Consider the following 12,706-nt stretch of genomic DNA (forward strand, 5'->3'; position numbering starts at 1 on the left):
GGCGGGCCCGGCCGGTCGCCGACGGACGCCTCGCGCCACATCCGGGAAGCGGGGATCCGGGCGGCGCGCGAGGAAGTGATCACTCCCACACCCCCCCGATCCTCTACGATTTACTAGGACGTCCTAGTATCTGCATCGTCGGCGCTCCTCCGCCCTGCCCTGGAAGGCCACCATGAGCGATCTGCACGTACCCGAGAGCCCTGTCCGCCTGGTCACCGCCTCGGCGCTGTTCGACGGGCACGACGCGTCGATCAACGTCATGCGGCGGATCTTCCAGTCGCAGGGCGCCGAGGTGATCCACCTCGGGCACAACCGGTCGGTGCAGGAGGTCGTGGACGCGGCGATCGAGGAGGACGTCCAGGGCGTGGCGGTCTCGTCGTACCAGGGCGGGCACGTCGAGTACTTCGAGTACCTGGTCCAGTCGCTGCGGGAGCGCGGCGGGGAGCACATCCGCGTGGTGGGCGGCGGTGGCGGGGTGATCGTGCCCGAGGAGATCGCCCGGCTGCGCCGGAGCGGGGTGACCATCTTCTCCCCGGAGGACGGCCAGCGGCTCGGCCTGGCCGGGATGATCAACACGGTGATCCGCGACTGCGACTTCGACCTGTGGCAGACCGGTCCCGCCGACCTCGCCGCCGTGCTGAGCGGCGACCGCTCCGCGCTCGCGCGCGCCATCACCGGGGCCGAGCTCGGCCGGCTCACCCCCGACTTCCTGGAGCAGGTGCGCGCCGCCGCGGCCGCGCGGACCGTTCCGGTCCTGGGCATCACCGGCACCGGCGGCTCCGGCAAGTCCTCGCTCACCGACGAGCTGGTGCGCCGCTTCCGCGTCGACCAGCAGGACAAGCTGCGCATCGCCGTGATCGCCGTCGACCCGACGCGCCGGCGCGGCGGCGGCGCCCTGCTCGGCGACCGCATCCGGATGAACTCCCTCGACGGCAACCGGGTCTTCTTCCGCAGCCTGGCCACCCGCGGCAGCCACGAGGTGCCCGAGCACCTCTCCGAGGTGATCGACGTCGTCAAGGCCGCGGGCTTCGACCTGGTGATCGTGGAGACGCCCGGCATCGGCCAGGGCGACGCGGCCATCGTGCCCTTCGTCGACGCCTCCCTCTACGTGATGACGCCGGAGTTCGGCGCCGCCTCGCAGCTTGAGAAGATCGACATGCTCGACTTCGCCGACGTGGTCACCATCAACAAGTTCGAGCGCCGCGGCGCCAAGGACGCGCTGCGCGACGTCAGCCGCCAGCTGGTGCGCAACCGCCAGGCGTTCCACCAGAAGCCGGACGACATGCCGGTCTTCGGCACCTCCGCCGCCACCTTCAACGACGACGGCGTCACCGCGCTGCACCAGCACCTGAAGACCCTCCTGGCCGAGAAGGGCCTGGAGGTGTCCGAGGGCGCGCTGCCGGCGGTCGACGTGCGCCACTCCTCCGGTATCCGCCAGGTCGTGCCCGCCGACCGGGTCCGCTACCTCGCGGAGATCGTCGAGACCGTCCGCGGCTACCACGCCGAGACCGAGCTGCTGGCCACCGCCGCCCGCCGGGTGCAGTACCTGAACGCCGTCAAGGCGGAGCTGGTCGCGGCCGGGCTCGACGACGCGAGCGTCACCGAGCTGCTCACCGAGGCCTGCCGCCAGCTCCCCTACGACCTCGCCGAGCAGATCGAGGGCTGGCCTGCGGTCGTCGCCTCCTACTCCGGCACGGAGCAGGTCGTGAAGGTCCGTGACAAGGAGATCCGCACCGCGCTGACCCGCGAGTCCCTGTCCGGCAACAAGATCCCGCGCGTGGCGCTGCCCCGGTTCACCGACCACCAGGAGCTGGTGCGGTTCTGGCGCCGGGAGAACCTGCCGGGCTACTTCCCCTTCACCGCGGGCGTCTTCCCGTTCAAGCGCGACGGCGAGGACCCGGCGCGCATGTTCGCCGGCGAGGGCGACCCGCAGCGCACCAACAAGCGGTTCAAGCTGCTGTCGGAGGGCCAGCCGGCCACCCGCCTGTCGACCGCGTTCGACTCCGTCACCCTCTACGGTCGCGACCCCGACGAGCGTCCCGACGTCTACGGCAAGGTCGGCACCTCCGGTGTCTCGGTCGCCACGCTGGACGACATGAAGGTCCTCTACGACGGCCTGGACCTGATCGCGCCGACGACCTCGGTCTCGATGACGATCAACGGCCCCGCGCCGACCGTGCTGGCGTTCTTCCTCAACACCACCATCGACCAGCAGGTCGAGCGTTTCCGCGCCGCCGAGGGTCGCGACCCCTCCCCCGAGGAGCTGGACGGGCTGCGCGCCCACGCGCTGGCCAACGTCCGCGGCACCGTGCAGGCGGACATCCTCAAGGAGGACCAGGGCCAGAACACCTGCCTGTTCTCCACCGAGTTCTCGCTGCGGATGATGGCCGACATCCAGGAGTGGTTCATCGCCCACAAGGTGCGGAACTTCTACTCGGTCTCCATCTCCGGCTACCACATCGCCGAGGCCGGCGCGAACCCGATCAGCCAGCTCGCCTTCACCCTCGCCAACGGTTTCACCTACGTCGAGGCCTACCTGGCGCGCGGCATGCACATCGACGACTTCGCCCCTAACCTGTCGTTCTTCTTCTCCAACGGCATGGACCCGGAGTACTCGGTGCTCGGCCGGGTCGCCCGCCGCATCTGGGCCGTGACGATGAAGCAGAAGTACGGCGCCAACGAGCGCTCGCAGAAGCTGAAGTACCACGTCCAGACCTCCGGTCGCTCGCTGCACGCGCAGGAGATGGACTTCAACGACATCCGCACCACGCTGCAGGCGCTCATCGCCATCTACGACAACTGCAACAGCCTGCACACCAACGCCTACGACGAGGCCGTCACCACCCCGACCGAGGAGTCGGTGCGCCGGGCGCTGGCCATCCAGCTGATCATCAACCGGGAGTGGGGCCTGGCGATGAACGAGAACCCCCTCCAGGGCTCGTTCATCACCGACGAGCTCACCGACCTGGTCGAGGAGGCGGTGCTGCAGGAGTTCGAGCGCATCAGCGAGCGTGGCGGCGTGCTGGGCGCCATGGAGACCGGTTACCAGCGCGGCCGCATCCAGGACGAGTCGATGCTCTACGAGCAGCGCAAGCACGACGGCACCCTGCCGATCATCGGCGTCAACACCTTCCGCAACCCGCACGCCGACACCGCGGCCCCCGGCCCCATCGAGCTGGCCCGCGCGACCGAGGACGAGAAGCGCTCGCAGCTCCAGCGTGTGCGCGAGTTCCAGGCCGGCCACCACGACGAGGCCCACGCCGCCCTCACCGCCCTGCGGGAGGCGGCCGTCAACGGCGACAACGTGTTCGCCGTCCTCATGGACGCCGCCCGGGTCTGCTCCCTGCAGCAGGTCACCGAGGCGTTCTTCGAGGTCGGCGGCCAGTACCGTCGTAACGTCTGACCGAACGCGGGTGGGGCGGTCCGGCTCCCGGACCGCCCCACCCACCGTCGACGCCTGGGCGAGAACCACGAAGGAAGGTCACAACGGCATGGGCACCGAGATCCACGAGCAGTCCGTCCTCGTCCACCGGGACGGCCGCGCCGGGCGGATCGTGCTCAACCGGCCGGGGGCGCTCAACGCCCTCACCCACGAGATGGTGGCCCGCATCTCCGCCGCCCTGGACGCCTGGGAGCACGACGACGCCGTGGAACTCGTGGTCCTCAGCGGCGCCGGCGAGCGCGGCCTGTGCGCGGGCGGGGACATCCGCGCCATCCACCGCGACGCCGTGAACGGCGATGTCGAGCCCACCCGCCGCTTCTGGCAGGACGAGTACCGGCTGAACGCCAGGATCGCCCGCTACCCCAAGCCGTACGTGGCCCTCATGGACGGCATCGTGATGGGCGGCGGCGTCGGGCTCTCCGCCCACGGCAGCGTACGGATCGTCACCGAGCGCACCCGGATGGCGATGCCGGAGACCCGCATCGGCCTGGTCCCCGACGTCGGCGGCACCTACCTGCTCTCCCGCGCCCCCGGCGAACTCGGCACGCACCTCGCCCTCACTGCGGCGACAATCGGCCCGGGCGACGCCCTGCTCTGCGGCCTCGCCGACCACTACGTCCCGTCCGACCGACTGGGCGCGCTCGTCGACGACCTGGCCGCACACGGGCTCGACGCTGCCCTCGCGCGTCATGTCGGTGCGGCACCGGACGCGCCGCTCGCGCGGCAGCGGAGGTGGATCGACGCGTGCTACGCGGCGGACACCGTCGAGGGGCTGCTGTCCCGGCTCTCCGCCGACGGCGACGGCGACGGCTCAGCGGCCGACGCCGCGCGCCTCATCGTCGCCAACTCCCCCACGGCGGTCAAGGCGACGCTCGCCTCGCTGCGCCGGGCCCGCCGGCTGACCACCCTGGAAGCCACGCTGGATCAGGAGTTCCGGGTCTCCTGCCACGCCCTGACCACCCCCGACCTGCCGGAGGGCATCCGGGCCCAGGTGGTCGACAAGGACCGCACACCGCGCTGGAACCCGCCCACCCTGGCGGCGGTGACGGACGAGGCCGTGGCCCGCTTCTTCGCGCCGCTCGGCGACGCCGAACTCGGCCTGGCGGCAGCCGCTTTCGGCTCTGCTATGGTGCGCTGATGTCAACGATCAAGAAGTTCCAGGTCACCTTCGACTGCGCGGACCCGGAGCGCGTCGCGCGCTTCTGGTGCGAGGTGCTGGGGTACGTCGTGCCCCCGGCCCCGCAGGGCTTCGCCTCCTGGGACGAGTACAACGCCTCCCTGCCGGCCGAGCGTCAGGGGGCGTCCTTCGTCGCCATGGACCCCACCGGCGAGGGCCCGCGGATGTACTTCCAGCGCGTCCCCGAGGGCAAGGTCGTCAAGAACCGCGTCCACCTCGACGTGCGCGCCGGCACCGGCCTCGTCGGCGAGGAGCGCCTGGCCACCCTCAAGGCCGAGTGCGCCCGCCTGGAGGGGCTCGGTGCGACCACCGTGCTGGTGCAGGTCGCGGACGAGTTCAACGAGTCGTGCATCACGATGCAGGACGTCGAGGGCAACGAGTTCTGCCTCGACTGACTCGACCGACCCCCGGACCTCCCCGGCGCCGAACGTCCCGCGCGGGCGCCCTGCCCGCGCGAGCGGTGCCGTCGCCCCGCTCCTGACCCGCATGGCGGAACAGCGCCGCCGGTGACTACTGCGAGACGTCGACCGGCACGGCCTGGTCGACGTGCCAGGACGCCTGGAACCCGGCGAGGTAGAGGCGGAGGTAGTCGGGGTTGAGCATGGCGCCGGTACGGCCGGTGATGCCGTGCTCCTCGAAGAGCCACTGCGCCAGCTGGTTCTGGTCGGGGAACTCCCCGTGTCGGTCGGTGTAGTCGTCGAAGGCGGCGCGGTAGCGCTCCACCGCGCTGCCCAGGCTCGCCACGGCGAGACGGGTCTCCGGCTGCGCCTGCGGTTGCCGCTGCGTGGCGGGTTCCTCCGTCTCGGGCTCGCTGATGGTCACACCGCCCGCGGCTCCGACCGTCGCCGCCGGCTCCGGGCGCGAGCCAGGGAGTGCCGGGAGGTCGAGCCGGGGGGCCGGGAGCGCCGGGACGGTCTCGACCCGGAACTCGGGCAGCGGCTCGCCGAGGTTCGCCAGCTTGAGCAGCAGGATGAAGTCGACCGGTGCCCGGTAGCGCCACAGGCGGCCGTAGGTGGCGCGCAGGCGGGCCCGGTAGACGAGCCGGCGGCGCTCCATCTCCAGGGCTTCCTCGTAGGAGCGCAGCTCCCAGAGCATGCGGCGGCGGAAGAGCCGGAGGGTGGCGATCGGCGACCAGATCCACCGGCCGAGCCGCGTCCGTTCGAAGAGGGTGTTGGCCTGGATCTGGGCGATTCGCCCGACCGTGTGCCGGGCGGCCTCGATCGCGGCGACGAAGAGCAGCGGGACAACGGCGTGCATGCCGCTGGAGAGCGGGTTGGGCCAGGCCGACGCCGCGTTGAAGACGATGGTCGCCCCGGTGAGGACCCAGGCGAGCTGGCGCAGGATGGGCAGCGGGATGCGCATCCAGGTGAGCAGCAGGTCCAGCGCGAGGAAGACCGTGATGCCGACGTCGATGCCGATCGGCAGGACGTAGGAGAACCAGCCGAACCCGTTGTGCTGGGCGAGGCGCAGAACGGCGTTGTAGGAGCCGACGAAGCCGATGCAGGCGATGAGGATGGTGCCGGTCACCACCGTGATCGTCAGCGTCTTCTGGCCGCTGCTCACCTGTCGGTGATCCATCTCTGTCCCCTCGCGGTGGCGCCTGCTTGTTCGAACCGGGGCACTAGCTTCACACAACCCGGTCCGCGCCTCGCCACCCGGTGGGTCCCGGGCGGAGAGGCCTACGGCCGCCACTCCCGCCTGATCAACCCGAACACCCACGAGTCGGACACCTCGCCGTTGACGACGCAGTCCTCGCGCAGCGTCCCTTCGTGCACGAATCCCATCTTCTCCAGCACCCGGGCGGACGCCACGTTGCGGGTGTCGGCCTCGGCCTGAACCCGGTTCAGGTCCAGTGTGTCGAAGCCCCACCGCAGGACGGCGTGCGCGGCTTCCGTCGCGTAGCCGTGGCCCCACATCGCCTCGTTGAGGATGTAGCCCATCGACGCGCTGCGGTACTCCGGGTTCCACCCGGTGAGCGTGCACCAGCCGACGAAGGCCCCGTCCGAGGCGCGTTCGATGGCCACCCGCACGCCGGCGTCCTCGTCCGCCATCGTCCGGCAGGTCGTGAGGAAGCGCTCGGCGCGTGCCGGGTCGGTCCAGGGCGGGGAGTCCCAGTAGCGCATCACGTCGGTGTTGCTGTGCAGCGCGTAGAGGGGGGCCGCGTCGGCGTCGGCGAAGGGACGCAGCCGCAGGCGGGCGGTGTGCAGTGTGGGAGTGACCAGCGTCATGGGCGCCATCCTGCGCCCTCACCGGGCGGGCAGGGAACCGGTTTTCCCGGTGGGCCGCGCCCTCCCGCGTGCTTGGATGGCGTGATGGGGCGTCACGCGGAGTTCGGCGAGCCTCGGCGGACCTCCGAGCACGCTGTGCGGCGGACGTTCACCGTGCGCGGATCGGGGTCGGGATCGGGCGCGGGCGCCGTGGTGCCCGGCACGGTCTGGGCCCCGACCGGCGGTGCGGAGCCGCCGCCGCTGGTGCTGCTGGCCACGCCCACACGCCGGTCGACGCCCCGCTCGGCTGGACGAGCTTCCTGATGCGCCGTCTGGTGAGGCGTCGGCCGGCCGCCTGAGCGGCTCCCCGTCTCAGGCGGAGGACGTCAGGGCGACGACCGTCGACCGGTCGGCGGCGAGGTAGCAGTGTCCACCGCCGGCGGCCATCGGCGTGTCGAACGAGACCGGGATCGGACCGGTGCCGCTGTACTGCCACCGGCAACCGCCCGTACGCAGGTCGGCTGCGTAGAGGGCGGCGCCGGTGACGAACAGCGTGTCGCTGTCGGGGTCGACGAGGACCTGCGTGTTGAGCGCGAAGCCGCCGGTCTTCACCGACGCGGTCCACAGCTGTGCCCCGGCCGCGCCCGCCTGCCTCGCGGTGAGATGCCGCCCGTCCCACACGTAGTAGACGTCGCCGCCGTCGGCGAAGAGCGAGACCGTCGACGCACCGAAGGCACCGGCGGCGCCCGACGTGGCCGGGACCTTCCAGGCCACCTTGCCGGTCGCCGGGTCGAGCGCGGCGATGGAACCCTGCCCGTCCGTCGTCAGCACCTTCCCGCCGACCAGCCCGGTCGCCAGGCAGCTGGACGCGGCGGACATCGGATCCCCTGCGGAGCCGGCTCCGGCCCAGGCCACGGCACCGTGCCTGGCCGTGTCCAGAGCCTGGATGTTCGCACCGTTCGGGTCGAGGTCGTAGACGAGCGTCCCGGTCGGCGGCACGTACAACGTGGTGTTGTCGTCGGGGCAGTGGGCCCGCCACCGCACGTGACGGGTCCGCGTGTCCACGGACCACACCTCACGGCGCGAGGTGACGTGGTTGTAGACGATCACGAGCACCGCGCCGTCCAGCACCCCGTAGGCGCCGCCCAGCACCGCGGTCGACGGCGCGGCGTACGTCCACAGCCGTCGGCCCGAGGCGGCGTCCAGCGCGAGCAGCTCCGCCTCGCCTCCCTCGGTCAGCGCACCGCAGACGTACAGGACGCCGTTGTCCACGGCGAAGTCGCCTTCACGGGCCGTGGTCCATATCGACTCCCGCCACAGGACGCGTCCGGTCGCGGCGTCGGCAGCCAGCAGGCCGCCCGGGATCGTGACGACGTAGACCCTGCCGTCCTGGTAGCGCAGGGCGCGCACGATGCCGCCCACGGGCAGGCTCCACGCGGTGTGCGGCGATGCGGTCGAGGACATCGATCCGGTGTTCTCCACGGCCGCCCCCGCCCGGTCGCCCTTCCCGGCCTTCCCGGCCTTGGTGTGGGAAGCGTCGCGGCCACCTCCGGTGAGGGTGAGCACTCCCCCGACCGCGGTGGCGAGAACCACCCCGCCGCCCGCCCACAGGAAGTTGCGACGGGTGGGCGACGACTGCTCCATGGACGTTCTCCGGCCTTCCGTTCAACTGAGGTGCCGCGCGGTCCGGTTCGAGGACAGCCACCCGTCCCGCGGCGAAGCGTCCGAGCATACCGATGGCGGGCACACCGACGCACGAAGAAGCCGGACGCCAGGTCGGAATTCAGGATATCCTGAGGTCACAGAGGTGTTCCCTGTCATATGGACTGGTTCGACGTAAGGGCAGAAGGCGCTGCGCAAGGCGGCGACCGGACGAGAAGGAGCAGAAGCCATGCGTTACCTGATGACCGCCCTCACCACCGAGACCACCCCCGCGCCGGACGAGAAGCTCTTCGTCGAGATGGCCGCGTTCGTCGAGGAGATGACCGCCGCCGGGATCCTGCTGGCGACCGGCGGGCTGGCGCCGCAGGGCGTGCGGGTGGTGTCGCACGGCGACGAACTGACCGTGACGGACGGGCCCTTCACCGAGGCCCGCGAGGCCGTGGCCGGGTTCGCGCTCGTGGAGGTCGCCTCCCAGGAGGAGGCGATCGAGCTGGCCCGGCGCTTCCGCCGGATCGTCGGTGACGGCGAGAGCGTCCTGCAGCAGGTCTTCGGGCCGTGAGCGGGGAATCGGGCGCTCGGGGCGGCAAGGCCGCCGCCCCGACGCCGCCCGGCGCCGCGACACCGCCGGGCACGGAGGTGCACACCACGGATGTGCACGCGGCCGTCTCCGCCGTGTGGCGGCTGGAGTCGGCACGGATCGTGGCCGCGCTGGTGCGGATCGTGCGGGACGTGGGCGCGGCCGAGGAGCTCGCGCAGGACGCGATGGTGGCCGCGCTGGAGCAGTGGCCGGCCACCGGCGTGCCGAACAACCCGGCCGCCTGGCTCACGACCATCGCCAAGCGCCGCGCCGTGGACCGGATCCGCCGCGAGCAGCGCGAGGAACGCAAGCAGGCCGAACTCGCACGCGAACGGGACCGCGGGGAGCCCGTACAACCCGCCGACGAGGTGGGCGAGGTGGGCGACGGCGACGCGGGCGACGAGTCCGCCGACGTGCTGCGCCTGCTGCTCCTCACCTGCCACCCCGCCCTGCCGCCGCAGGCGCGGATCGCGCTGACGCTGCGCCTGTTGGCCGGCCTGACACCGGACGAGATCGCGCGCGCCCTGCTGCTGGACACCACGACCGTCACCCGCCGGATCGCCGACGGCAAACGCATCCTCGCGCACCAGCGCGTCGACTTCTCGGCCGCACCCGCCGCCGAGGAGGTGTCCGAACGGATCGGCGCCGCGCTCGAGGTCGTCTACCTGGTGTTCAACGAGGGCTACGCGGCCACCTCCGGCGAGGACCTGATCCGCCCCGAGCTGTGCCTGACGGCGCTGCGACTCGGCCGACTCCTGGCCCGGCTCGCCCCGCGCGAGCCGGAGGCACACGCCCTGGTCGCCCTCATGGAGCTGCAGGCCTCCCGGCAGGCCGCGCGAACCGGTCCCGACGGGGAACCGGTCCAACTGCACGAGCAGAACCGGGGCCGGTGGGATCCGCTGCTGATCCGCCGGGGTTTCGAGGCGATGCTGCGCGCCCGCGACCTGCTCGCCGGTGACCGGCCGGGGCCACCAGGCCCGTATCTGCTGCAGGCGGCCATCGCCGTCTGCCACGCCCAGGCCCGCACGGACGAGGACACCGACTGGACGCAGATCGCCGCGCTCTACCAGGCGCTGAGCCATCTCCTGCCGACGCCCGTCGTCCAGCTGAACCGGGCGGTGGCGGTGGGCCGGGCCGAGGGCCCGCAGGCGGGGCTGGACCTGCTCGACTCGCTCCGACTGGATCCGACCCTCCAGGACTACCACCTGCTGCCGAGCGTCCGGGCCGACCTGCTCCAGCGCCTGGGGCGCACAACGGAGGCCCGCTCGGAGTTCCGTCGCGCCGCCGGTCTCACCCGCAACGACGCCGAGCGCGCCTTCCTGCTGCGCCGCGCCGAGGCGCTGAGCCGCACGGAACCGCGGGGCGGTGCCGACGCGCAGGGCGGTGACGGCTCCATCGGCCGGCAACTCGGCCAGGCAGCAGACGAGTTCCTGGCAGGTACCGGGTGGGGTGCCGCGACCCGGCGGTCGTACGCGCAGACCATGCACCGCCTGTGTGCCGGGCTCGGCGCGACCGCTCCGCTGGACGAGGTGACGGCCGACCAGGTCGCGCGCGTCTTCCGCGCCGCCTGGGGCGCGGCGGCGCCCGCGACCTGGAACCGGCACCGCGCCACGTTGCGCTCCTTCGCGGCCTGGGCAGGGCAGGACGCGCTGGCCGACGCCGTTCCCCGTCGTGCGACGGACGCCGCACGCGTCGCCGCCCCCACCTCGGCGCCGGGCACCCTCGGCGGCGGCCGCGCACCGTCCCAAGCCGCCCTGCCCCGCGAGGTGTTGCGCTCCCTGCTGCGTGATCCGGCGATCCCGGCGCGCGACCGGCTGCTGTGGCGGGTGCTGCACGAGTCCGGGGCGACGGTCACCGCCGTACTGGCCCTGAACGTCCAGGACGTCGACCTGCCCCACGACCGCGCCCGCTCGGGGCGGTCGTTCATCTGCTGGCGCCCTGCAACCACGTCCCACGTGGCCCAGTTGGCGGGCGGACGGACCAGCGGCCCGCTCTTCCTCAGCGCCCGCCGCCCGGCTCCCGCCCGCACCCCTGCCGACGCGGCCGACCTGTGTCCGCAGACCGGACGGCGCCGCCTGTCCTACGAGCGAGCGGAATACCAGTTCAAGCAGGCCACCCGCCAACTCGACCCGGCCGGAGTCGGTTTCACCCTCCGCCTGCTCCGGACCGGCCGCTGAACCCCGCGCCTCGTCCCACGGGTGTACACCCGTGGGCCCCCGCTCGGCCCGAATGATCAATCCGTGGGCCGAAGCGCCCGTGCGAGGGCGGATGACAGCGTGGGCTCGTGCCCACGGAACCGCCGTGACGGCACGCATGACGATCCGTCACCAGGGGGAGGGTCCGTGACCACCACACCGATCACCGGCCACAGCATCATGACGCGTCGACGCCTGCTGGGAGCCACGCTGGCCGCAGGGGCGGCCCTGCCGCTCGCCGCCGTCACGGGCCCGTCGGCCTGGGCGACACCGCGCAGGCCGACCAACTCCGGCGCCGCCCCCGCCCCCGAGCGGCTGACCCTGCCCGCGCCGACCGGGCCGTACCCGGTCGGCCAGGTCCCGCTGCACCTCGTCGACCGGTCCCGCCCCGACGCGATCGCCGGCCCCGGGCACTTCCGCGAGTTGATGGCCACCGTCTGGTACCCCGCAGCCCGGCAGCACCTCCACCGGTATCCGGTGGCGCCCTGGATCCCTTCCGGCGCGCTCAAGCCGTTCCTGGCCGACGTCGGCTTCAGCGCCCTGGCCGACCTGGCGCCGTCGACCTCCGCCCACGTGGGCGCGCCGGTGCGGCGCACGGAGGGCAGGCTGCCCGTCCTCGTCTACTCGCACGGCGCCCACAGCCACCAGGGCGACCACACGACCATGGTCCAGGAGCTGGCCAGCCACGGCTACGCGGTGGTGACGGTGGCCCACCAGTACGACACCTACACCGAGTTCCCGGACGGCCGGATCGGCGTCCCGAGCCACGACCCCACCGCCCCCACGTTCCCGGGCGACTTCGCCCGGGACCTGCGGTTCGTCCTCGACTGCGTCGAACGGCTCGCGGCCGGCAACAACCCCGACGTCGACCGCCGCCCGCTCCCCGACGGACTGCTCGGCGCCCTCGACCCCCGCCGCATGGGCGCCTTCGGCTGGTCCAAGGGCGGCACCGCCACCGCCTGCGCCACCCTCGCCGACCACCGCATCCGCGCCGGCCTCAGCCTCGACGGCCCCATGCAGATGAACCCGCCGCTGACCGGCACCCTGGACCGGCCGTTCATGATGATGACGGCGGTCTTCACCCGCGCCCAGGACCCCGCCGCCGCCCGCTTCTGGTCCAACCTGCGCGGCTGGCGCCTCAACGTCCAGGCCCAGGGCGCGGTCCACTCCTCCTACGGCGACGAGGAAGCCCTGTTCCCGCAGGTGGCCAAGGTGTTCGACTGGAACGCGGGCCAGCTCCAGAACTGGATCGGCACCCTCGATCCGACCCAGGGCGTCCGGATCCAGCAGGCCTACCCGCTCGCCTTCTTCGACGAGCACCTGCGCCACCGGCACGAGCGCCTCCTCACCGGCCCCTCCCCCGCCTTCCCGGCGGTGACGTTCCTCCCGTGAGCCGGGCCGCTCCGCCGTGCCCCCTGGTGCGCACCAGGGGGCTGTGGTCTCATC

General features: G+C 72.5%; 9 protein-coding genes. 6 read left to right on the plus strand and 3 right to left on the minus strand.

Features of this window, described 5'->3' with window-relative positions; all coding sequences use genetic code 11:
* Window positions 1–172 precede the first annotated feature (172 nt).
* The 3 genes from icmF (at window position 173) to BMY61_RS13560 (ending at window position 5,014) form a co-directional block, all read left to right on the plus strand.
* Entirely contained in the window at window positions 173–3,403 is a 3,231-nt protein-coding gene (icmF, locus tag BMY61_RS13550) for a fused isobutyryl-CoA mutase/GTPase IcmF (protein WP_042447288.1), read from the plus strand.
* Between the two features lie 88 nt (window positions 3,404–3,491).
* Complete coding sequence (locus BMY61_RS13555) at window positions 3,492–4,580, plus strand: enoyl-CoA hydratase/isomerase family protein (RefSeq protein WP_174514494.1); 1,089 nt, start codon at window positions 3,492–3,494, stop codon at window positions 4,578–4,580.
* Window positions 4,580–5,014 carry a VOC family protein gene (locus BMY61_RS13560; protein WP_042447287.1) on the plus strand — a complete coding sequence of 145 codons (435 nt, stop codon included), beginning with the start codon at window positions 4,580–4,582 and terminating at the stop codon, window positions 5,012–5,014. Before BMY61_RS13555 ends, BMY61_RS13560 begins: the two co-directional genes overlap by 1 nt.
* A gap of 115 nt (window positions 5,015–5,129) precedes the next feature.
* On the opposite strand, the gene BMY61_RS48365 is transcribed toward BMY61_RS13560, so the two are convergent.
* The 3 genes from BMY61_RS48365 to BMY61_RS13575 all read right to left on the minus strand — a co-directional run bounded on the left by BMY61_RS48365 (window position 5,130) and on the right by BMY61_RS13575 (window position 8,470).
* Window positions 5,130–6,197, minus strand: a complete 1,068-nt coding sequence (locus BMY61_RS48365) for a DUF2637 domain-containing protein (protein ID WP_201777562.1) — start codon at window positions 6,195–6,197, stop codon at window positions 5,130–5,132.
* Window positions 6,198–6,298: 101 nt separating this feature from the next.
* Window positions 6,299–6,847, minus strand: a complete 549-nt coding sequence (locus tag BMY61_RS13570; protein ID WP_042447286.1) for a GNAT family N-acetyltransferase — start codon at window positions 6,845–6,847, stop codon at window positions 6,299–6,301.
* Between the two features lie 351 nt (window positions 6,848–7,198).
* Complete coding sequence (locus BMY61_RS13575; protein WP_042447285.1) at window positions 7,199–8,470, minus strand: outer membrane protein assembly factor BamB family protein; 1,272 nt, start codon at window positions 8,468–8,470, stop codon at window positions 7,199–7,201.
* A gap of 247 nt (window positions 8,471–8,717) precedes the next feature.
* Between BMY61_RS13575 and BMY61_RS13580 the strand changes: the two genes are divergently transcribed.
* The 3 genes from BMY61_RS13580 to BMY61_RS13590 all read left to right on the plus strand — a co-directional run bounded on the left by BMY61_RS13580 (window position 8,718) and on the right by BMY61_RS13590 (window position 12,652).
* Window positions 8,718–9,047 carry a YciI family protein gene (locus tag BMY61_RS13580; RefSeq protein WP_042447284.1) on the plus strand — a complete coding sequence of 110 codons (330 nt, stop codon included), beginning with the start codon at window positions 8,718–8,720 and terminating at the stop codon, window positions 9,045–9,047.
* The gene (locus tag BMY61_RS13585) at window positions 9,044–11,242 is read left to right on the plus strand and encodes a sigma-70 family RNA polymerase sigma factor (protein ID WP_082014997.1); all 2,199 of its coding nucleotides are present in this window, start codon (window positions 9,044–9,046) and stop codon (window positions 11,240–11,242) included. The genes BMY61_RS13580 and BMY61_RS13585 overlap by 4 nt, the downstream gene beginning before the upstream one ends.
* Window positions 11,243–11,407: 165 nt before the next feature.
* Window positions 11,408–12,652: an alpha/beta hydrolase family protein gene (locus BMY61_RS13590; protein WP_042447278.1), complete on the plus strand. Its 1,245-nt coding sequence runs from the start codon at window positions 11,408–11,410 to the stop codon at window positions 12,650–12,652.
* The last annotated feature ends 54 nt before the right edge of the window (window positions 12,653–12,706 follow it).

Origin of the sequence: Streptacidiphilus jiangxiensis, assembly GCF_900109465.1 — a bacterium.
Classification (GTDB): Bacteria; Actinomycetota; Actinomycetes; order Streptomycetales; family Streptomycetaceae; genus Streptacidiphilus; species Streptacidiphilus jiangxiensis.

What these genes read in the sequence shown, in the direction of transcription:
- icmF (WP_042447288.1), top strand. Translation starts at nt 173, where the DNA reads ATGAGCGATCTGCACGTACCCGAGAGCCCTGTCCGCCTGGTCACCGCC.
- BMY61_RS13555 (WP_174514494.1), top strand. Translation starts at nt 3,492, where the DNA reads ATGGGCACCGAGATCCACGAGCAGTCCGTCCTCGTCCACCGGGACGGC.
- BMY61_RS13560 (WP_042447287.1), top strand. Translation starts at nt 4,580, where the DNA reads ATGTCAACGATCAAGAAGTTCCAGGTCACCTTCGACTGCGCGGACCCG.
- BMY61_RS48365 (WP_201777562.1), bottom strand. Translation starts at nt 6,197, where the DNA reads ATGGATCACCGACAGGTGAGCAGCGGCCAGAAGACGCTGACGATCACG.
- BMY61_RS13570 (WP_042447286.1), bottom strand. Translation starts at nt 6,847, where the DNA reads ATGACGCTGGTCACTCCCACACTGCACACCGCCCGCCTGCGGCTGCGT.
- BMY61_RS13575 (WP_042447285.1), bottom strand. Translation starts at nt 8,470, where the DNA reads ATGGAGCAGTCGTCGCCCACCCGTCGCAACTTCCTGTGGGCGGGCGGC.
- BMY61_RS13580 (WP_042447284.1), top strand. Translation starts at nt 8,718, where the DNA reads ATGCGTTACCTGATGACCGCCCTCACCACCGAGACCACCCCCGCGCCG.